Annotated in this window: 19 protein-coding genes; 2 read left to right on the top strand and 17 right to left on the bottom strand. The window is 28.3% G+C overall.

Annotation, left to right across the window (positions count from 1 at the left end; translation table 11 throughout):
* The 3 genes from ACJJVK_RS15710 to ACJJVK_RS15700 form a co-directional block, all read right to left on the bottom strand.
* The gene (locus ACJJVK_RS15710) at positions 1–2187 is read right to left on the bottom strand and encodes a TonB-dependent receptor (protein ID WP_179340021.1); all 2187 of its coding nucleotides are present in this window, start codon (positions 2185–2187) and stop codon (positions 1–3) included.
* 52 nt (positions 2188–2239) lie between these two features.
* Complete coding sequence (locus ACJJVK_RS15705) at positions 2240–2557, bottom strand: DUF6660 family protein (protein ID WP_405567710.1); 318 nt, start codon at positions 2555–2557, stop codon at positions 2240–2242.
* 361 nt (positions 2558–2918) lie between these two features.
* On the bottom strand, positions 2919–3215 hold the full coding sequence (locus ACJJVK_RS15700; RefSeq protein WP_405567709.1) for a hypothetical protein: 297 nt from the start codon (positions 3213–3215) through the stop codon (positions 2919–2921).
* A 200-nt stretch (positions 3216–3415) separates the two neighbouring features.
* Here ACJJVK_RS15700 and ACJJVK_RS15695 point away from each other — a divergent pair, with 200 nt between their 5' ends.
* Complete coding sequence (locus ACJJVK_RS15695; protein ID WP_405567707.1) at positions 3416–3754, top strand: hypothetical protein; 339 nt, start codon at positions 3416–3418, stop codon at positions 3752–3754.
* Positions 3755–3981: 227 nt separating this feature from the next.
* Here ACJJVK_RS15695 and ACJJVK_RS15690 read toward each other — a convergent pair whose 3' ends face one another.
* The 10 genes from ACJJVK_RS15690 to ACJJVK_RS15645 all read right to left on the bottom strand — a co-directional run bounded on the left by ACJJVK_RS15690 (position 3982) and on the right by ACJJVK_RS15645 (position 16718).
* Positions 3982–4965: a hypothetical protein gene (locus ACJJVK_RS15690; protein ID WP_405567705.1), complete on the bottom strand. Its 984-nt coding sequence runs from the start codon at positions 4963–4965 to the stop codon at positions 3982–3984.
* A gap of 134 nt (positions 4966–5099) precedes the next feature.
* Positions 5100–6221: a site-specific tyrosine recombinase/integron integrase gene (gene xerA / locus ACJJVK_RS15685; protein ID WP_405567702.1), complete on the bottom strand. Its 1122-nt coding sequence runs from the start codon at positions 6219–6221 to the stop codon at positions 5100–5102.
* Positions 6222–6505: 284 nt separating this feature from the next.
* Entirely contained in the window at positions 6506–8707 is a 2202-nt protein-coding gene (locus ACJJVK_RS15680; protein WP_405567699.1) for a M1 family metallopeptidase, read from the bottom strand.
* 174 nt (positions 8708–8881) lie between these two features.
* The gene (locus ACJJVK_RS15675; RefSeq protein WP_405567697.1) at positions 8882–10993 is read right to left on the bottom strand and encodes a M1 family metallopeptidase; all 2112 of its coding nucleotides are present in this window, start codon (positions 10991–10993) and stop codon (positions 8882–8884) included.
* Positions 10994–11009: 16 nt separating this feature from the next.
* A complete protein-coding gene (locus ACJJVK_RS15670) occupies positions 11010–11507 on the bottom strand; it encodes a DUF6702 family protein (RefSeq protein ID WP_405567694.1) in 498 nt (165 codons plus the stop codon).
* Positions 11508–11622: 115 nt separating this feature from the next.
* Positions 11623–12429 (bottom strand): hypothetical protein, encoded by an 807-nt coding sequence (locus tag ACJJVK_RS15665; protein ID WP_405567691.1) that lies wholly within the window; start codon positions 12427–12429, stop codon positions 11623–11625.
* A 247-nt stretch (positions 12430–12676) separates the two neighbouring features.
* Entirely contained in the window at positions 12677–14341 is a 1665-nt protein-coding gene (locus ACJJVK_RS15660; RefSeq protein WP_405567688.1) for a MutS-related protein, read from the bottom strand.
* A 70-nt stretch (positions 14342–14411) separates the two neighbouring features.
* Positions 14412–15239, bottom strand: coding sequence for a hypothetical protein (locus ACJJVK_RS15655; RefSeq protein ID WP_405567685.1), 828 nt, complete (start codon positions 15237–15239; stop codon positions 14412–14414).
* 48 nt (positions 15240–15287) lie between these two features.
* A complete protein-coding gene (locus ACJJVK_RS15650) occupies positions 15288–16061 on the bottom strand; it encodes a carboxypeptidase-like regulatory domain-containing protein (RefSeq protein WP_405567683.1) in 774 nt (257 codons plus the stop codon).
* Positions 16062–16178: 117 nt separating this feature from the next.
* Positions 16179–16718 carry a hypothetical protein gene (locus ACJJVK_RS15645; protein WP_405567681.1) on the bottom strand — a complete coding sequence of 180 codons (540 nt, stop codon included), beginning with the start codon at positions 16716–16718 and terminating at the stop codon, positions 16179–16181.
* 108 nt (positions 16719–16826) lie between these two features.
* Between ACJJVK_RS15645 and pepE the strand changes: the two genes are divergently transcribed.
* Positions 16827–17528 (top strand): dipeptidase PepE, encoded by a 702-nt coding sequence (pepE, locus tag ACJJVK_RS15640; protein WP_405567678.1) that lies wholly within the window; start codon positions 16827–16829, stop codon positions 17526–17528.
* Here the strand turns inward: pepE and ACJJVK_RS15635 are convergent.
* The 4 genes from ACJJVK_RS15635 to ACJJVK_RS15620 form a co-directional block, all read right to left on the bottom strand.
* Positions 17525–18259, bottom strand: a complete 735-nt coding sequence (locus tag ACJJVK_RS15635) for an SDR family oxidoreductase (RefSeq protein WP_215994823.1) — start codon at positions 18257–18259, stop codon at positions 17525–17527. The two genes, pepE and ACJJVK_RS15635, sit on opposite strands and share 4 nt — an antisense overlap.
* A gap of 74 nt (positions 18260–18333) precedes the next feature.
* A complete protein-coding gene (ribB, locus tag ACJJVK_RS15630) occupies positions 18334–19479 on the bottom strand; it encodes a 3,4-dihydroxy-2-butanone-4-phosphate synthase (protein WP_405567675.1) in 1146 nt (381 codons plus the stop codon).
* A gap of 5 nt (positions 19480–19484) precedes the next feature.
* On the bottom strand, positions 19485–20924 hold the full coding sequence (locus ACJJVK_RS15625) for an LptF/LptG family permease (RefSeq protein ID WP_405567673.1): 1440 nt from the start codon (positions 20922–20924) through the stop codon (positions 19485–19487).
* Between the two features lie 61 nt (positions 20925–20985).
* On the bottom strand, positions 20986–21642 hold the full coding sequence (locus ACJJVK_RS15620) for an outer membrane lipoprotein carrier protein LolA (protein ID WP_215994820.1): 657 nt from the start codon (positions 21640–21642) through the stop codon (positions 20986–20988).
* Positions 21643–21646: the final 4 nt, after the last annotated feature.

Below are 21646 nucleotides of genomic sequence, written 5' to 3'. Positions count from 1 at the left end.
TTAATCGTGGTCTTCGTTTCCAAATGGTTTAATAATAATTCCAACGCTAAAAATAAAACCATCAGTTGGCGCATAGATTTCTGGAAATTCTGGATTTTCGTGTGGTGGTAAAACCAAAGGTGAAAACCTACTTTGTCTTCTGTCTGTGAAATTTTCAAAGTTCACAAATGCACTACCAAATTTAAAATTACGCATTAAAAGTAAACCCATAGTTACAAAATCTGTCGTTTCTGTTCCGTTTGATAAAAACTGTTTTCCTGTATAAAATGTTTCGTAGCCAATTCTCCATTTATCAGATTCGTACATCAAAACACTTCCTGCGTTATGTTTTGCAGTTAATGGTTTTTGTGGATTTCCTGCCAAATAGTTCAATTTAGTGTCTATAAGTGCATAATTTAAAAACCATCTAAAATCTTTATAAGTAAACTTTATATTTGTTTCTGCGCCTTTGCTTAAAATTTCATCAGTTGCATTTTCAAATGCAAACAAACCATTATTTGTACTATTCAATAACAATCCGTTGTTAATTGCTGTGACATAGAAAAGTTGATTAATTGAAAAGCCAATATTTTCAAATAAACGTGTTTGATAATTGAAATCAAGATTTACACCATAAGAACGCTCTGCCTTTAATGAAGATTTATCAATGCCAAGTACATTTTCAAAGTTTATAAATTCAGCCTCTTCTGTAAAAATATCTGGAATTTTGTAACCTAAACCACCACCAATTCTGCTTGAAAATCCGCTATCATTTTTATAAAGCAATGAAATTTTTGGAAGTGGAAAAAAACCAAAATCAGTATTGTAATCTGCTCGCAATCCAGTTTCTAAAATCCAATTCTCGGAAAGGTCATAAATATTGTTAGCAAACATTCCGTAAGTGATGTCTTTTTGGTCACGTTGTAAAGTTGCATTATCATTTTCGTCAAAGTTTGAAGTATATAAATTTGCTCCAAAAATCCAATCTGCTCTTGATGTTTCTCTTTGATAAGTGATTTCCGTAAAAGTGTTGGTTTGTTTACCATCAAAATTGAAATCGGGAATCGTTAAATTTCTATCGAAAAAGGATAAACTATTTTTAATGTTTAAAGAACTAATAGAATCTATTTGAGTTTTGTAAACTGCTTGACTACTCAATCTTTTTGAAATGTTTTCCTCTGTGTATTGATGAATTCCATTTTCGCCACTTTCTATTTTAGTAATGTCTCCACCAATTCTATCGTCATAAGTTCCGTTTAGACCAAACCAAAACGTAGTTTTATCAGAAGGATAATAAAAGAATTTTGGATTAAATGAAATAGATTTAGTTTTTGGTAAATTACTAAAACCATCATCTTCTGGGTCATAAGCTTTTTGATAATGACCTGAACCGTAAAGCGAAATACCAAACTTTTCATTCCGTTTGCTGTAAAATACATTTGTAGTACTTCCTAAAGCTTGTGTTTGTGTAAGCATAACGTCTAAAGCAGGTTCTTCGTCAGGTGTTTTTGATACCATATTTATTAAGCCTGCAATTGCTCCACCACCATAAAGTGTAGATGAACTTCCTTTAATAATTTCAAATTGTTGCAAATCTAAAGGTGGAATTTGTAAAATACTCAAACCACTTGAAAAGCCTCCGTAAAGTGGAAATCCATCTCTCAAAAGTTGTGTGTAACGACCATCAAGACCTTGAATTCTAATGTTTGTACTTCCACTACTTAAAGATGTTTGTTGCATTTGTATTCCTGTGCTTTCACGAAGCACCATTGAAATATTGGTTGGATTCATAATTGCTTTTTCTCCCAATTCCTCAACTCCAATAAATTCAATTCTTGTTGGAATTTTTTTTACGGTTCTTGTACTTCTTGAAGATTGTAATACAACTTCGTCCAATTCGTTTCCTCCACTTTTTAATTTGAAAATCAAGTCTGAATTACTTGGGATTTGAATAGTTGTTTTTAGAGTTTCAAAGCCTAAAAAAGAAACTATGATAATATGTTCGCCATTCGGAATTTCGTTAAAAGTTGCAATTCCGTCAAAATCGGTTACTGCTCCTTTTTCTAATTCCTCAAAATATACTGTTGCTCCAAATAACGGTTCGTTTTCGGATTCTGAAGTTACCTTTATTTGTATATCAGATGTTTGCGCTTTTATAGAAAAGCACGTTATAATTGTGAGCATTGCGCTCAATATGTATTTATTCATTGAAAATGTAAATGTTAATTAACTTTAAAATTTTGACTTTTAGTCGATATTTTTAGCTAATTAATTGTGGCGGTTGCCAGATATTGGAATGAAAGTTAAATCTGTAGATTGATTGATAGACAGATAATATTTCTGTAGAGATTTGATTATTAACAACTAATTCAAAAGTTTGAATTGGTTCATATGTAATTGCGATTCCGCAACAATTACAAATACAAGTTATTGGACAAGTATCATCACTATCATTTTGATGATTGTGTTCAGCAGATATTTCTTCTTGATGTTGGTCTTCGGCATTATCTCCGTCAGAACAAGGTTTAATTGACAAACCAAGAATTAATAATGATAGTATGATAGTTATAAATTTCATTGGCACAAAGATAAATAAATTTCAATGCAATGGTGTTGCAAAGTTTTTTATTCCGATTGTCAAGAATGAATTTAGCGTTGGCAAAGAAACAGCTCTTTTGTTTTTTTAAGCGTTGGCTTTTCGCGTTGGCAAAAAAATAAATGTGCTGTTTGCGCGTTGGCTTTTTTAGTTCAAATGTTGATGTTTAGCACGATTTCCGCATTATGCACAACGTGTTTGTGTATGATTTCGTTGCGTGGTTTAAGCACTAAAGTTAGCAAATAAAACACAGATAGAAAGTCCGCGAGGACTTTCGTAAGTAGGCTATAACTAGCAATGAATTATACACGGTGTTGTAACACGTTTTTATTCCGATTTCAACTTATAATTCCGTATATTTTAGTTTGTACAAATCTAATTGCTTTTTGTAATAATTAAATTGTCTAGCAGAAAAACCTAAACAGAAAACTAATGGTGTTAATAGACTTAATTTGGGTAATTCTAAAGTTCCAAAATCGATATTTGTTATATCCCAATTATTGGCTCTTAAATAAAAAAGATAAAAAACAGTAATCCCTAAAAAAATCAGTACTAGAGATATAAGAATTCTTAATTCCCATTTTTCCAATTCCTTTTTATAGAATTTGATGTTCTTTTTTATTTCACTTTTTTTAGCCATTCAGTTATATTATCTCCATACAAAGATAAGTTTCAACTATTTGAAATTCAGGTGTTTTGGTTAAGAGTTATTAACGTCGTTTTAGAATATAGCTTTATATTTTAGTATGCAGATTCATAAAGTACTTTAAAATATGTAATTTTGTTTTTTAAACGTGAATATGATATTTATATTCTAAATATTGTTAATAACTTCTAATTATGAAATTGTATATAGTTAAAGGAATTGAAATTGAAAGAAAGAAGTCAAACAGTACGAGTAAAAAAATAAATAGTTTTATAGGTTTTTATACAAACCTAAAAGAAGTATATAGTCAGTTTGAACGTAAAACAGTGAAGTCGTATTCATCTATTGCGAATAAAATTAATGAAACCAACTATTACATTACTTATGATTCAAAATTCTTAATTGATGAAAAAATGATGAAGTTTCAACAAATAAGAATTGAAAGAGTTCAGACAAACGAAGTTTACAATAAATCTAAATATGTAAATCTAAATCCGTTGATTGCTCAAGAATTCAGCGACTTCAAGTTTTAATATCGGATTTTGAGGTTCCGCTCAAATGTGTTACAACGTCTCGGCTATGGTTAGTATGGGAATTAAAAGTAATTAATTTCCGATTAAGCACTTAGCCAAAACTTTTTATTTTGTTTTATCTTTTTCTTTATAAAGCCAAATCAAAAGATTTGGCGGACTTGGTTAAAAGCACCTAACTTTGGGTTAAGCTATAAACCCGTATTAACTATAGCCATTGTTGTGTGGCGTTATTTTAATCGTTCAACATTCGTTAAATACTTTTTACAGAGTCTTTTTTCTCTGGTATCAAAAAGTGCTCTTTTTACAGCATATGTTCCTCCAATTCCAATACCTAAAGCACCTAATATTTCTTTGGAATATTCCGCTGATAAAGCTTGTGGATTATTAATGAGCATATAGGTTGCAAAAGGTATTGAAGCTAATCCAATTCCCATCATAACTATTTCTCTTGTTAAGTCAGAATAAATGTCATTGAAACTATCTATGAATTGTCTTTCTGTAACTCCATTTCCAATTGATTCTTCTAATAGATTGATTTGATTGTTAAATGCAGTAATTCTTTCCCTATTTTGGTTTCTGAATTCGATTAATCTATCAAATCCTATCTCTGAAATATTTGCAGGTACAAGTAAATTTATTATTCCTTTCATAAACTTATTTCTGTTACGAACTCCTGGATTATACACTTTTGAGAAATTCGAATAGTTGTCGAATTCAATATTATCGGTTATTATTGAGCCATTTCTTTCATAGGAAATCTCTTGGGCTAAATGTGTCATAAATAAAAAAGCCAGTTCCTTGGGTAATATCAAGCCTTCTCCATTTCTTTTTCCTATTCTTTCTCTCTCACAAAATTCCCCAAATTGATAAGAGAATTTCTCTGAAAAAATTTGATATGTCCAATTTCTTTCATTCCTCCAACTTCTCTCAATATTGATTCGATTCATTAGTGGACCTCTTCCATAAGGATTTTGCAAGAATTTTTCAGCCTCCTCAATTGATTTAATAGAAGCTCTTTCTCCTTGCATAAATTCAGGTGAATACATTTCGACCAAATCAGTTTCGTTAGATAATCTTCTGTACTCGTCTGAAATTAAATGTTGCCTTCCATATGGCACAATACTCTCAAATTTTTCCAGATATAGAATTGAAAATTTCAGCCATTCAGTATTTGGTGGTTCTAAATTCGGATAGTATATAAGTTTTTTCATATGGTTTCTCTAATGACACACAACTCGAATATACACTTAGTTTTTATAAGCCTTTTAATCTTTTTTGGGTGGCTATGCTGAGTTTTTGTTATTATTATAAATCTTCATTTATTATTTTTAAAGATATTATTTTCTTATAAATCATCAAATGGATTTTTAATGTTTTTTATACTCGTTTCTGTTACATGCGTGTAAATCATTGTTGTTTTTGGACTGTTATGGCCTAATAATTCTTGAATATATCTTATATCTGTTCCGTTTTCTAATAAATGGGTTACAAAACTATGCCTTAACGTATGCAAAGTAACTCTTTTTTTTATCCCTGCTTTTTGGGTAGCAATTTTTAATATTGCTTGCGCACTTGAATTAGTATATTGGGCTCCTTTTTGTCCTTCAAATAAATATTCTTTAGGTTTATAGGCCTTGTAATAATCTCTTAATAGTTCTAAAAAACTGGCAGATAATAAGGTATATCTATCCTTTTTACCTTTTGCTTGATGAATGTGAATTAACATTCTTTGACCATCAATATCCTTTACTTTTAAATTTAAAGCTTCTCCAATTCTTAATCCTGCTGAATAAATAAGAGATAACAATGTTTTGTGCTTTAAATTTTGTGTATTCGATAATAAAGATTTTATCTCTTTAACACTTAAAACGGATGGTAACTTTTTTTCTTTTTTTGGTCTTTCTATATACATATTCTCAACTTGTAGACCTTTATACTCAAAGTATTTCTTTATGCCATTTATACATTGATTTTGATATGAAACAGATTTATTTTGCTCAAAAATAAAATCGTAATTAAAGGCTTCTATAAGCTTTGTTGAATAATTATTTGTGTTTTTTGATATACTATATTTTAAGAAAGATGTAGTTACATCAGCATATGTGTTTACTGTGTTTTCACTTAATCTTTTTTGTTGTAGCCACTTTTTAAATTTATTAATATCGTTTTTTAATGCTTCAGAAAGATTTGGTAAAAATAGGGGAGTAACTTCTTTTTTCTTTGTTACAGATGTGGTTTTTAATTGAAGACTACTATAATCAATAAACCATTTTTTAAGTCTTAAGTGATTAAAAATTAAACCTACATTTTCTTTATTTAATTCAGCGTAATAACATCTAAGTGTATTGCTCCAAAAAACAATAGGTAATTTTTTTAAGTGAGTTTTTATTTCTTTATCAAAAGGATATTCAATAGAAAAAATTTCTTTTTCTCGATGTTTTTTTGGTTTTAAAGTAATTTTTTTCATAGCTAATTGTAAATTTAAGAATTTTTGATAAATTTTAGTAGTAAATTCTTAAATAAATAATCTGCTAATTATAAATTATTGTTGATATTTTTGTACTTTTTTATATCAATAAATTGGATGACTATACTTTTTCAATTATTATAGTTTCGTTAATCTAAATTTACTTTAATTTTTATTAATTGTAAGATTTATAAACTAAAATGATTTAAAAAGAAACCTCATAATTATTACTAACAATTAGTAAAATTATGAGGTTTACGTTCAAATAATAAAAGGAAAAAATCTTATCCTTTTACTTTAGCTTTAAATTTATCAAACTTATCAGTTTCTGGTTTTGGCCAGCTGTTGTTAGATGTATCTACATCTGCAGTTTCTTCATCTGGATCTACTTTAAAACTTTTAATTTCTTGTGTAGAAGAGAAAATTCTTTTAACTGTAGCATCATCTTTCATCCAGATTTGTGCTGGGAAAGTTTGTCTTTCTGTAGTACCATCAGCATAGGTTAATTCTACGATTAATGGCATAACTAAACCTCCTGGTTTTTCGAATTCTACAGAATAAATATAGCTTGGTGCTTCTACACCTTCTAAATATTTATCCATAGCTTTAGGGTTTGCATCTTCTTTTTTATCAGTAATGTAAACTAAATCTCCTAAATTATCAAAATACTGCTTGTACTGTTCTTTTAACTTAGTTACTCTTTCACTTGGCTTATCAGTTAAATACAAAGGTTTCACATTTTTAATACCTAAATCTGTAACGTCTGTAGTATAAAACCATCCTCTAAAAAACCAATCTAAATCCATACCAGATGCATCTTCCATAGATCTAAAGAAATCTTCTGGAGTTGGATGTTTAAACATCCATCTTTGTGAATAAGTTCTAAAAGCGTGATCAAATAATTCTGGTCCCATAATGGTTTTACGTAACATGTATAAACCAGCAGCTGGTTTAGAATATGCATTTGGTCCGAATTGTTTTACGTAATCTCCTTGAGACATAATAGGAGAGATGTTAGATTGATCTCCACCCATATAACGTGTAATGTTTTTTGCAGGATTTGATGCAAATAATTCAGGATCATAAACATCTTCTGCTAAAATTTCTACAAAAGAGTTTAAACCTTCATCCATCCAAGTCCATTGTCTTTCATCAGAATTTACAATCATTGGGAAAAAGTTGTGGCCAACTTCGTGGATGATTACACCTAACATTCCTTTTTTAGTTCTGTCTGAATACGTTCCATCAGGATTTGGACGACCAAAGTTGAAACAAATCATTGGGTACTCCATACCTTGTCTTTCTGAATGCACAGAAATTGCTTTTGGATAAGGATATGTAAACGTTAACTTAGAATATTCAATTAAAGTAGTTGCAACAGCTCTTGTAGAATGCTCCTCCCATAAAGGGTTACCTTCTTTAGGATATAATGAAACTGCCATAACAGTTTTACCATTTACATCTGTAGCCATAGCATCCCAAATGTATTTTCTTGATGTTGCAAAAGCAAAATCTCTAACTTGTTGTGCTTTAAATGTCCAAGTTTTTGTACCTGTTGCACGTCCTTTTTCTGCTTTTTCTGCTTCTTCTTGTGTTACAATTAAAACAGGTTTATCAAAAGATTTTCTTGCAGTTTCCCAACGTTTGCGTTGTGTTTTAGTTAAAACATCTTTTTCGTTTTGTAAAACTCCTGTTGCATCTACAATATGATCTTCAGGTACAGTTAAATTAACCTCATAATCTCCAAATTCTAAAGCCCATTCAGAACGTCCCCAGAATTGCATATTTTGCCATCCTTCTACATTATTATATACTGCTAATCTTGGAAAAAACTGAGCAATTGTGTAGTTGTTGTTTCCATCAGGAAAAGATTCTAAACCAGAACGACCTCCATCTTTGTTGATGTCGTTAATTTTATAATTCCATTTAATGCTAAATTCAAAAGTTTCACCTGGTGCTAATGCTTTTGGTAAATTAACTCTCATCATTGTTCTGTTGATGAAATGTGATAATGGTTTACCTGCACTTGTTACTTTTTCTATATTAAAACCAAAACCTTTACCTTCTTTTAAATAAGTGCTTTTAAAGTTACTTGGTGTTATAAAAGCAGATGCACCTTCAGATTTTGCTAACGGAGTTTTAGAATCGTCAGCTCTCATATTTTGGTCTAACTGTACCCATAAATATTCTAAATTGTCTTTAGAATTATTGTGATAAGTTATATTTTCATCACCATAAATTTTATTTGTACTTTCTTCTAAACGAATGTCCATAATATAATCAACTTTTTGTTGGGTATATTGATGACCTGGAGCACCAGAAGCAGTATGCTGATCATTAGGCGTTGCCAAAACATCTTTCATTTGTCTGAATTTGTTTTGATCTGTGTGCCCTTGTTGCGTTTTCTTTTCTTCCTTTTTTTCTTGTGCAATGCTAACAGTGCTTATAAAGAATAAAGAAAATACGAATAAAGAGATTTTTTTCATTTGTTATAATTTGAATTTTTATTTAGGCTAAAATTAACAATTACTATACAAAGAGATAAAGGTTTGTTAAAATTTTAACAAACCTTTATCATAATAAAAGGCAATATGAATACATATTGCCTTTTAAATTAATTTTTAATAAAATAAATAGTTGTCTTTTACAGACTTTCCATTTTATCCTTTAATTTTCGATTTAAACTTGTCGAACTTATTTGCTGTTTCTTTAGGAAAAGCATTATTAGAAGTATCTACATCTGCAGTTTCTAAATCAGGATCTATCATTATACTTTCTATTTGTTTAGATGATGAAAAAACTTTAGTTACTTCTTTATCATCATATCTCCAAATTTGTGCAGGGTATGTTTTTTTCTCTTTTGTACCATCTTTATAAGTAAATTCTACAATAATTGGCATTACTAAACCTCCTGGTTTTTCGTAAGTAATTTCGTAATGATATTTATTTTCATTTTTTGAAAAACCTAAACCTTCTGTAGTATCTTCTACAAATTCTACTGTGTCTCCAGATTCTTTTGTAGCATATTTTTTTACACTTTTAATACCTATATCAGTAACATCTGTTGTGTAAAACCATCCTCTCCAAAACCAATCTAAATCTATACCAGAAGCATCTTCCATAGTTCTAAAAAAGTCTGCAGGTGATGGGTGCTTAAACATCCATCTTTGTGAATATGTTCTAAAAGCATGGTCAAATAATTCTTTACCCATAATGGTTTCTCTTAAAATCCAAAGTGCAGTTGCTGGTTTACCATAAGCATTAGAACCAAAGCTATATACGTTATCTCCTTTAGACATAATTGGTGCAATTCTAGACTGATCTCCAGACATATATCTTACAATGTTTTTAGGATAACCTCTAGTAATTGGAAAATTAGGATCGTAATCTAACTCTGCTAACATTTCCATATATGAGTTTAAACCTTCATCCATCCAAGTCCATTGTCTTTCATCAGAATTTACAATCATTGGGAAAAAGTTGTGCCCAACTTCGTGAATTGTAACTTTAACCATTCTGTATTTTACTCTATCTGAATAACCACCATCTGGTAAATCTGGTCTACCAGGATTAAAACAGATCTGAGGGTATTCCATACCCATTTGTCCATCTACAGAAATAGCCTTGTGATAAGGATAATCGAAAGTGTATTTAGAATATGTTTCTAAAGTTTGTGCCACTGCTTTTGTAGAATGGTCACCATATAAAGGGTTTGCTTCTTTAGAGTATAATGAATACGCCATTACAGTTTTACCATTAATATCTACAGCCATTGCATCCCAAATAAATTTTCTTGATGTTGCAAATGCATAATCACGTACGTTTTCTGCAACAAATTTCCAAGTTTTAGTACTTGATGCTTTTGATTTTTCAATCTTTTCTGCTTCTTTTTGAGTTCTGATAACAACGACATCATCAAAAGTTTTTCTTGCAGTCTCTAATCTTTTTTGTTCTTTTTTGGTTAAAACTTCACTTTCGTTTTGTAAAACTCCTGTTGCGCCTAACATGTGATCTTCTGGAACTGTAATGTTAACTGTAAAATCTCCAAATTCTAAAGCGAATTCACTTCTTCCCCAGAATTGGTCATTTTGCCATCCTTCTACATTATCGTACACACACATTCTTGGATAAAACTGTGCAATGACGTAATTGTTATTATCATTTTCATCAAAATGTTCGTAACCAGATCTACCACCATCAGTTCTATGATTATTGATGTTGTACCACCAAGATATATTAAACTCAAAAGTATCACCAGAAGCTAAAGGTTCTACTAAGTTAATACGCATCATTGTTTGGTTAATAGTATGTAATAATGGGCTACCATCTTTATTAGTAACGCTCATTATATTAAAACCACCATCAAAACGTTCTTCTGGAAAAGCTCTATTATATCTGCCTTTACTCATTTTAGTTCTAATGCTACTAGGACTAATGTCTGGAGTTTTAGAGTCTGCAGCTCTCATGTTTTGATCTAATTGTACCCATAAATATTCTAAATCGTCTTTAGAATTATTATGATACGTAATGGTCTCTGAACCCGTAATTTTTGTATTGGCATCATCTAAAGTAATGTCCATTACATAATCTACTTTCTGTTGTGTGTATTCTTTACCAGGTTTACCAGAGGCAGTTCTTTCTAAATTAGGTGTTGGTAATTCTTGTTTTAATTGCTTAAACTTATTTTGATTTGTATGCCCTTGTTTTGTGATTTGGCCATAAGAATTGGCAGCAAATGCAAATGAGAACAATAAGAGTCCAATTTTTTTCATAAAATGTTTGTTTGTGTTAATATTTGAGTTGTACTGAATTTTTATTTTTAGTTAGTAAAATACTTTTGCTTTTACCATTTACTTTCGATTTTATTAAGTTTTGTTGTTTGTCAAAATGATCTATTAAAATGTTATTTACAACATTAATTGTGTTTACTTTTTCTATGTTTTCTATTTCTAAATAAAAGAAAACCAAATCGCCATCATATTCTTTGCCAATATAATTATAGTTTTTTGAGATGTTATCTACCTTAAAAAAGAGTTTATCTTTTAAATAATTTTCAAAATAAATATCGTTATTTTTAAGTTCTTTTTTTGTGGTTAACTGTAAATCTATGTTGTTATCTTTATTTAAAGCAGTTTCAATATCATCCATAAAAACATTAATGGTAATTTGAATCGCTTTGGCTTCTGGCTTGTAGTTTATTTGAGTTAAACTCAAGTAATATTTGTGTACCGAAAAAGAAAAAAGCGGAATGATTAAAAGTAATAAGAAGGTGTTTTTTAATTTCATTAGAAATACTTTGCTATAAATTCACTTTACAATGTTGTTGAAACTGTAGTTTTGTATTATTGAATTCTTTTCTTTTTATTGGTTTTGATGAATATTATTCAATTATTGAGCTAAACTACTCTTTTTTATCGATTTTCAGGTAAGAAATACTTTCTGATCTTAATATTTTAATCAGTTCTAGAGTTCTACCACCTTTATGTAAATCTTCTATACCTAAAGGATTGCAATATTCTAAAAAGTGAAAATATTTTTCTATTGGTATTTTTAATTCGTCAAAGAAAAATTGCTCACCAAGTTCTGAGAGTATTTGATAAGGAAATGCTTTTTTTCTAGCCAATTCTTTGCGTAAAGCCCATAGTCTTTCAGAATATTTAAAAGGTAAAACAGCTGCAGCTCCTGCACCAGCAAACTTTTGTGTTGGATCTACATTGTTTTCGGGTGGTTTTGCTCTTTCTATTTCATCAATTCTAGTGTCTACTTTATTAAAATCTATATTAGAAAAATCCATAACATCATTCAATAAAGAGTCTTTTACATTTGTAGGTACATCTTTTATATCTGCAGCTAACCTGCCCATTAAATTGTGTCTTTTTAAATCAAACTCATCTAAATTATAAATTGCAGCTTTTAGTTTTACGTTTAATTCTTTATTGTCTAAAATACGTTCTGTAATTACAATTTTTTTAGATTTATGCTGTACAGAAGAAAAACGAAGTGTATCTCCTTCAGATACAAATATTCTATACAAACCTTGATCACTAGAAAAAGTACCTTGATTTGTTTTTTGGTTTATGATATTCGCATTCTTAACAATACCCAAAGAATCCGTAATTTTACCAATAATAATTTTAGGTTTCTTTTGTGCATAAGAGCTTAAAATACAACCCACAAAAAGAAAAAGTAGCAATAATTTTTTTATCATAAATAAAACTTTACTTACAAAGTAAAACTTTTATTGTTTATGGTTTTAAAAATCTGTTTTAAACTTATGTTAAAAACTATTATTTAGAAGTTGTTTAGGTATTTACTTTAAATAAATTTTCTTTAATTATTCATTATCTATATCGTTTTTATTTAAAAAATTAGTTGAGTATTAATAGGCTAAGCAATTAAAAAATTACAAATAGAAAATCAGCGAAAATTTTTTTAAGTAGGTTAGGGATTTGCAATTAATTATATTCTGTATTGTTTTTTGCTAAATATGTTTTGTCTAATTCTTTTGCTATTTTGATTGCTTCGTTTACAATCTCTTTTGGATAATCATTAATTTCAAGTATTCTAATTGCGTTTCTTTTTTGTAATTTTCCTATTTTTAGTTTGTAATCAAAATCAACATTCTTTTCATTTATTGTTTCACTAAAATGATATAATTCATATTCGTCTGAAAGAAGATCAGTTAATTCTAGGTCGTGAGTTGAAACTAATATTTTATTATTATTTTTTATTAAAGCAGATAAAACAGATTTTCCAGCAGAAATGCGCTCAACTGTATTTGTACCTTTAAATATTTCATCTAAAAGGAATAAATTTTTATTTCCGTTTACGCTCTCTTTAAGCATTTCCTTAATGGTTACTACTTCTTCAAAATAATAACTTTTATTGTTCATTAAATCATCACTAATTCGAATAGCCGAAAACACTTTTAATAAAGGAAAAGTCATTGAATGGGCAAAACAAGTATTAATTGTAAGCCCTGTTATAATATTTAATCCAATTGCACGAATAAAAGAAGTTTTACCAGACATGTTAGAACCTGTAAGAAGTATAGATTTTTCTTCTATTTCAATACTATTAGTTGTGCATTTATATATTAATGGGTGGCTAATTTTTTTAACAGCAATTTTATCTCCATTATTAATAATTGGTAAACAATATGTTTCTAGTCCGTGTCTTAAAGAAGCAATTGAAACTAACATATCAATATGTCCAACAAATTTAAAAACACTTTCTATTTCTTCTCTTTTTGTGTTTAATCTTTTTAAAACACCAAATAATAATAGTGGTTCTAGTAAAAACATTGTTTTAAAAATCTCAAATATAAACCAAGCTATGATTTCAAATTCTCCTTGAAGTTTTGCCTCAAGTGAAAAAAATGACATTCTATTTTTGACTTCATTTATTATTTTGATTGACTTTGGTAAGTCTGGATTTAATTTTTTAAATAATGTTTTGGCGAATAAATGAGAAGCGATATTATTAAGCCTTAAAAGTTGTGGAATAGAGCTTACATATTGAACTAAATTATTTTTATTCCAATAATGAAGCACAAAATTTATGCAGAAAATTCCTAATAGAATGATAAAAAAAAATGGATTGAAAAAACCTAAAATTAATGATACTAAACTTGTAAATGATAAAAACTGTATCATAAAAAACCATTTTGGTGGATTTATATGCTCTTCTTGAAATAAAGAAGCTATAAAGTAAGCATCTTTATGTTTTAGTTTTTCAATCTTTTTTTGAATCGAAATTCTTAATTCAGGGTTTTGTGATAATTTTGTTATTATTTCTTCATTTAGTTTGGTTTGCTTCTCATTTATTTCAATGGTTCTAAGGTTATTGTAATAATATTGTTGACCAATGTTTGAGTTAGTTCGATCAAGAAACATAAACAAATCATCAAAATCTAAGTCATTACAAGTCTTGTCAGATAGAACTTGATATGCTTTTGAATTGTTTTTCTTTCTGAAGTAGCTTTCAATACTTTCGAAGTCAAAGGAATCATCTTTCAGTTTTCCAAAAGATTCTTTTAACCTAAGGCTTAACTCTTTTTTTCTATTGAATTTTAAAAAAGAAAAAGTATATTTTATTTGAAATAGTATGTCTTTAATCATTAAAGAATTAGTGTGAAATTTCTACATAATGTTACACAAAATATTCCATTTATTACTCATTTTATGAGGTTTAACGATTTTTTTTTACATTACTAGTAATTTTAAGGTACTCAAAACTTTGAGTTCTTAGTATTTCTATTACTTGTAATACTTTACCATTTTTATACATTTTTTCTATGTTTAAAGGTTTACAATACTCTAAAAAATGATAATATTTTTCTTTGGGAATCTTTAACTGATTATAAAAGTAATCATTGCCCAATTCATTTAATAATTTAGTAGGAAAAGCTTCTAAATAACTTAAGTTATCTTCTAATGGTTTCGTTTTTTTGCTTTTTTTAAAAGGATTGAGTTTACTTAAAACTTTACCTACTTCTAATCCAGAATATTGATTGGTAACTGTTTTTGCAATTATAGGTTTGGCTCTTATGTTTGCATCAATCCTAAAATCTTTTTGTGCAAAATTTACATTAGAAAAATCCATATTATCTTTTAATATAGAATCCCGCTTTTTTTTTGGTAAAGATTTTACATCAACAGCTAATTTACCCATTAAATTGTGTTTTTTTAACTCAAATTCATCTAAAGTGTAGGTGTTTAATTTTAAAGAAATCTCTAAATTACTTTCTGATAAAATTTTATCTGTAATGAGTATTTTTTTTGATATATGTTGTACAGAAGAAATTATTAATGAATCTCCTTTAGTAACTAACATTCTGAATGCTCCAGAATCGTTAGAAAAAGTACCAAGTTTAGTATTTAGGTTGATAATGTTTGCATTTTTAACAAGACCTAAAGAATCTAAAATTTTTCCGTTAATTAAAATTTTTTCGTCTTGAGAATAAGCATTTAAAATTATAATAAATAAAGAAAAAAATAAGAGTAGTTTTTTTATCATGTAGCATTTTTTTTACTGATTAATTTATTCTTTTTTAGATTAATAATTTCATTTTTCTTCTAGTAAAGTGATTTCTGTTTTATTCTGAGGAAAAGTTCTACTTTCTTGCATTAAAATTCTTGTAACAGCCAAGTTGTCTTCTTTGTTATAATAATTAATAATGTTTTTCTTGTAACAATAATTTAAAAAAGGATTGATGTTTTCTGGCTTTATATTTAAATCTGTAATAAAAAAATCGTCTGTAAAATGTTTTCTAATTTTAGATAAAGCTTTATCTTCTAACTTTATTTTTTTTAATTCTCTTTCACGTCTTAAATTTCCGTTTAAAGAATTAATTAAATTATCTAAGCTTACAGATGCACTAGTAAGTGTAAGTTTTGCTATTCTTGTATCTTTTTTGGCTATAGTGTTTGCGTAAGGTAAATTTAATGTTTTTGCATTTACAGTTGGTGGTGGCATTATTTCTGGGTCTACATAAAATATACTTTTTGGTTTTTCTAAAACAATTTCTTCTAACTCATAGGTTTTACCTTTTAGCGTAATTACAAAGATTTCTTGGTCTAGAATTTCTTGGGTAATTGTAACTTCTTCTTTTTTTAGATTGATGTGAGAAAATGTTAAAACATCACCAATTTTAACCGGAATTTCAAACAAACCAAAATCGTTGGTACTTGCACCTTGATTTGAGTTTTTATTGATAATATGAGCATCTGTAATAGCTTCATCATTAAAAAAAACTTTACCAGTAATTACTTTTCTCTTTTCTTGACTATAAACTACAGTACAAAGAAATAAACAGCAAAATAGAATTGGATTTCTCATGTTAACAAAGAAAAGGGTAGTGCCTCTTAAAACTCTATTAATGCTTTTATAAACTTTTGTTAAACAAAAAAAGCATCATAAATTTTATGATGCTTTTAAGAATTATTTTTAATTGTATTATTTTTCGATTGTTAAAGTGGCTTTACCTGTTACAATAGAGGTAACATCATCTACAGCAATTGTTTTATTAACATCTACTTCTATGGTTAAAACTTCATCAATAAATGAGATAATATCTATATTCAGTTGTTCACCACCTTCATTTAATGTAAGTGTATTACCATCTAATTGCCAAGAGCTTGATAAAAAACCAAAATTATCATTGAAAAAGATATCATCTAAATACAATTCTTCTGTATGTGTTTCTCCAGACGAATTATAGTTTAAAACAAAAGTAAGATCACCATTAATTACAGCTAAGTTAGGGTTTTCAGAAAAAGTTAATGATGCATTTAAATCTTTACCATAACCATTACCTGTAACTGTAAGTACAACAGGATTTGTTATATTTAATACTGCATCATCTATAGCAATATTTGTTAAAGACCAAGTGCCAACTAAATCTAAAGTATTAATTTCTACGTCTGATGTGTTAGAAACTTCGCAGGCGTAAAAAAGGCTAATAAATAATGTGAGAAAAATAATTTTAGTTTTCATATTTTGAGGGTTAAATATTTAATTTGTTAATTTAGCCATTTATTGTTTAGGAAAAAAAATAATTTTGTAATTATTAAAATTATTATCAATTAGTTAGAATACTCTTTTATGAAAAAAATGATTATTGCAAGTACATCTACAACTCATGGAAGTGGTTATTTAGATTATCTATTACCAACGTTAAAATCTTTTTTTACTGAAGTAAAAACGATACTTTTTATACCCTATGCACGTGCAAGTGGTATTACTTATAATGAATATACTGCTATTGCTAAAAAAGGTTTTTCTTCTATTAATATTGATGTAAAAGGGATTCATGAATTTAAAAATCCTAAAGAAGCTATTTTAAATGCAGAAGCTATTTTTACTGGTGGTGGAAATACATTTGAGTTGGTAAATCAATTATATAAAAATGATGTTTTATCTATCTTAAAAAAGGTTTTAGAAAAAGGTACACCTTATTTAGGTACAAGTGCAGGGAGTAATATTTGTGGTATAAATATGATGAATACTAATGATATGCCAATTGTTTATCCACCAAGTTTTACAACATTAGGTTGCATCTCTTTTAATATTAATGCACATTATTTGGATCCTGTAAAAGGTTCTAAGCATATGGGAGAAACTCGTGAAACGCGAATTAAGGAATTTCATGTTTTTAATGATATTCCTGTTTTAGGTTTACGAGAAGGTAGTTGGTTAGAAGTAAAAGGTGATGCTATTTATTTAAGAGGAAATTTATCAGCAAGATTATTTACCCAAAACCAAAAACCAATTGAATTAGAAAGTGGAGTAGAGGTGTTAATCTAAACCATTGCTCCATTAGCCCCTATAACTTGTCCTGAAATCCATTTAGATTCATCACTTGCCATAAACAAAACAACTTGTGCAATGTCTATTGGTTTTGCTAGTCTATTAAAAGCATTCATTCCTTTTAACTTTTCAATAAAATCTTCAGATTTACCTTCTAAAAATAACTTGGTTTCTGTTGGACCTGGAGCTACAGCGTTTACAGAAATTTCCCTGCCAATTTCTTTAGAAAAAACTCTTGTAATTTGTTCTACAGCTGCTTTTGTTGCAGAATAAACTGCATAAGTAGGCAACATTAATTTTACAGTACTAGAAGATATATTTATAATATTTCCTTTATCTGCAAGTTTACTTTCTGCTTGTTGTAGCGTATTAAAAAGACCTTTAACATTCACGTTAAAATGTTTGTCAAAATCTGCTTCTGTATTATCTTTTAGTTTTTTTGCAGACATAACACCTGCATTATTTACCAAAATATTTATTTTACCAAAAGTGGCTAAGGTTTTATCAAATAGCGCAACTACTTCTTCTTTTTTGCTAACATCAGCTTTAAAAGCAAAAGCTTCACCTTTATTTTTTTTAATTAGATCAACTACAGCATTTGCTTCTTTTTCGCTATTGGAATAATTAACAACAACTTTAGCACCATTTTTAGCTAATAGTATCGCAATTTCTTTTCCTATTCCTTTTGATGCTCCTGTTACAATTGCAACTTTATCTTTTACTTTCATAAGTTTACTATTTTTTAAGAAAGTAAAAAGGTAGTTATTTAGTACTTTTTTAAAAAGTTAGATTTGTTAATAGTTTAATAATTAACATAATCTACAATTTCTAAACCATATCCAATCATACCCACTCTTTTAGTTTGTTGAGTGTTGGTTAATAGTTTTAATTTGCTGATGTTTAAATCATGTAGAATTTGAGCACCAATTCCAAAATCTCTTTGATCCATAGCAATTGCTGGTGCTTTTATATCGCCATTTTTCTGATTTTCTTTTAAAATAGATAATCTACTTAATAAGTTTTTAGACTGGTTTTGTTGGTTGATGAATAAAATTGCTCCTTTTTCTTCATCATTAATTACCTTAAACATTTGGTCTAATTTCTTATCTGGGTTATTGGTTAACGTTCCTAGAATATCATTATTTACTAAGGTAGAATTTATTCTTGTTAAAACATCCTCATCATTTGTCCAAGAACCTTTTGTTAAAGCAATATGAACTTGGTTATTTGTAGTTTGTTGGTATGCTCTTAATCTAAATTTACCAAAACGAGTTTCTAAATCAAAGTCTTCTTTCTTTTCTATTAAAGAATCGTGCTCCATTCTGTAAGCTACTAAATCTTCTATAGAAACTATTTTAATATCAAACTTTTTTGCAACTTCTAAAAGTTGAGGTAAACGAGCCATTGTACCATCTTCATTCATAATCTCTACAATAACACCTGCAGGTTGTAAGCCTGCTAATCTTGCAAAATCTATAGCTGCTTCTGTGTGTCCTGTTCTACGTAAAACACCACCTTCTTTTGCTTTTAATGGAAAAATATGGCCAGGTCTTGCTAAATCAAAAGGTTTAGTCTCTTTGTCTATTAAAGCTTTAATAGTTAAAGCTCTATCTGAAGCAGAAATACCAGTAGTAACACCTTTACCACGTAAATCTACAGAAACAGTAAATGCAGTTTCCATAGGATCTGTGTTGTTATTTACCATCATACCTAGCTCTAAATCTTTACAGCGTTTTTCGGTTAATGGTGCACAAATTAAACCACGACCATGTGTAGCCATAAAGTTTACCATTTCTGGTGTTACTTTTTCTGCTGCAGCTAAAAAATCGCCTTCATTTTCTCTGTTTTCATCATCTACAACTATAATAACTTTACCATTTCTAATATCGTTTATTGCTGCTTCAATAGTATTTAATTGGATGTTTTTATCTAAAATTTGTGATGTCATATCTTCTACCTTTTTTTAGGTAATATTTTTTTGAATAATTTGGTAATTGGTTGTAAAAAGGAATCAATATTAAAAATCCCTTTATCTTTTGTAGCTCTTTTTGTTAATAGAATTGCAACAGGAATCATTATAATTGCAGAAATCCAAGAACCTAAAAACGCAGAAACACTACTTTCTTCTGCTAAGTTTCTACCAAAAGTATTGGTAAAGAAATAAGTTACATAAATGGCAATTGCTAAAATCATTGGCATACCAAAACCGCCTTTTCTAATAATTGAGCCTAAAGGAGCACCAATAAAAAAGAGAATAACACACGATAATGAAAAAGCTATTCTATTATAGTATTCAGTATCGTAAAAATTAAGCCCCTTTCTGTTCCATTTTACAGTTTCTGTATTATTTTTTAAAGTACTTAAAACTCTATTTGTTTTTGTAGTTGCAGAATTTAGAATAGAAATTTTGTCTTTTATTTCAAAATTATTTATGGTAATACTATCTAAATTATTGTTTTTTAAAGAATCTGGATAGTTGTATAATTCTTTAGCCTGTGTACTTATGTATATGTTTTTTGCACGTAAACCCAAAATTTCATCATACCTACCTTTTAATTTTGGTATGGTATCTTTTAATTCTTTTAAAGTTAACATCCTAAAATGATTGGTAACTCTATTTGTGTCTAAATCACCACCTATTATAGACGAAATATCAATATTAAATTCATATTCTTTAAAAGTGGCATTTGAGGCTGCCATTTTTTTTCTTTTATCTTGTGTTTTTGCAGATTTTACGTGTTCTTCATAATAATTACCATCATATAAAATAAAGGTCATATATCTACTACCTTCTTCTGTAAGAATTTTACCTCTATCTGCTGTAATTACTTTTTGATTTCCTTTTTTACCTTTTAAATCGTAAATTAAAACTTTCTTTAACAAGTTTTCATTTTCTCCATATTTTTCATCAAATTTAATTTGGTAACCAGGTAAATCTGCATTGAAACTACCAGGTACTAAGGCCATTGCAGGTTTTTTCTTTTTGATGTTTAAATATAAATTAGATTGATTTAGTATAGCATAAGGATATACATTATTTAAGAATAAGAAGTTAATACCACTTAAAGCGATTGCTAAAATAGCAATAGGTCTTACTAATCTTTGTAAAGAAATTCCTGCTGATTTTGCTGCTGCAAATTCATAGTTTTCACCTAAATTACCTAGAGCCATTATAGATGATAATAGCACACCAATTGGTAATGCTTGAGGAATTATCATTAAAGTAGTATAGTATAAAAACTTTAAAATAAATGCAAGGCTAATACCTTTACCTGCAATGTTTTCGAATGCTTGCCATAAGGCTTGCATAACCAAAACAAAAAGTACAATAAGAAATGTAGCAACAAAAGGTACTAAAAAGCTCTTTAAGATGTATTTATCTAAAATCTTCATAAAAAACAAAAGTAGCACCTAAATTTATAAGATGCTACTAATTTATTGTTAATTGAAATAATTAGTCGATTGTATATTTTTGAGACAAATATTTTTGCTTATCAAATTTAAAAAAGCTTTCTGATAAGTTTTGATTACTTTTAAAAGTAGTAATTATAAAACTTGTTTTTGCTCCATTAGCACCTGTTTGTATTAGTTTGTATATGTGCTTTGTTTTTTCATCTATACCTAATTCTACTTTTACAATTTCAGAATCACTATCTATAGGGTTTAAGGTTACAAATTGAATTTTTCTACCATTAATGTTTTCTAATTTACCCATTTCTAAATTGTAACCTTCTTTATAAAAAGTTAATAATTTAGAAGGATATATAAAGCCATCATCTCCACTCATATCTCCATCTGTAATTGAAATTTCTTTTTCATCATTATTAATTACATAAAGCTTGCTACCATCATAAATAAAATTATTACCTAAATAATTTAGGTTGTATTTTTCGCCTTGTAAATTGATTTCTCCTCTAATAGGTGGTTCATCACCTTCTTTAATACCAGCTTCTTCGTTACTTAAAGTCTGACTAAAACCAAGAAACATATTATTATATGCACTCATTTTCGATGAAACTTCATCTAACAATGATTTTGCTTTTGGTGATGTTTGTGAAAAAGTTAAGCTTGTTATTAATAAACTTAAAAATAATATTGTTATTTTTTTCATGTTT

It is taken from the genome of Polaribacter sp. Asnod6-C07 (genome assembly GCF_045063625.1).
Taxonomy (GTDB): Bacteria; Bacteroidota; Bacteroidia; order Flavobacteriales; family Flavobacteriaceae; genus Polaribacter; species Polaribacter vadi_A.
Note: the sequence above shows the minus strand (reverse complement) of the source record. Positions and strands in the feature narration are given on the sequence as shown.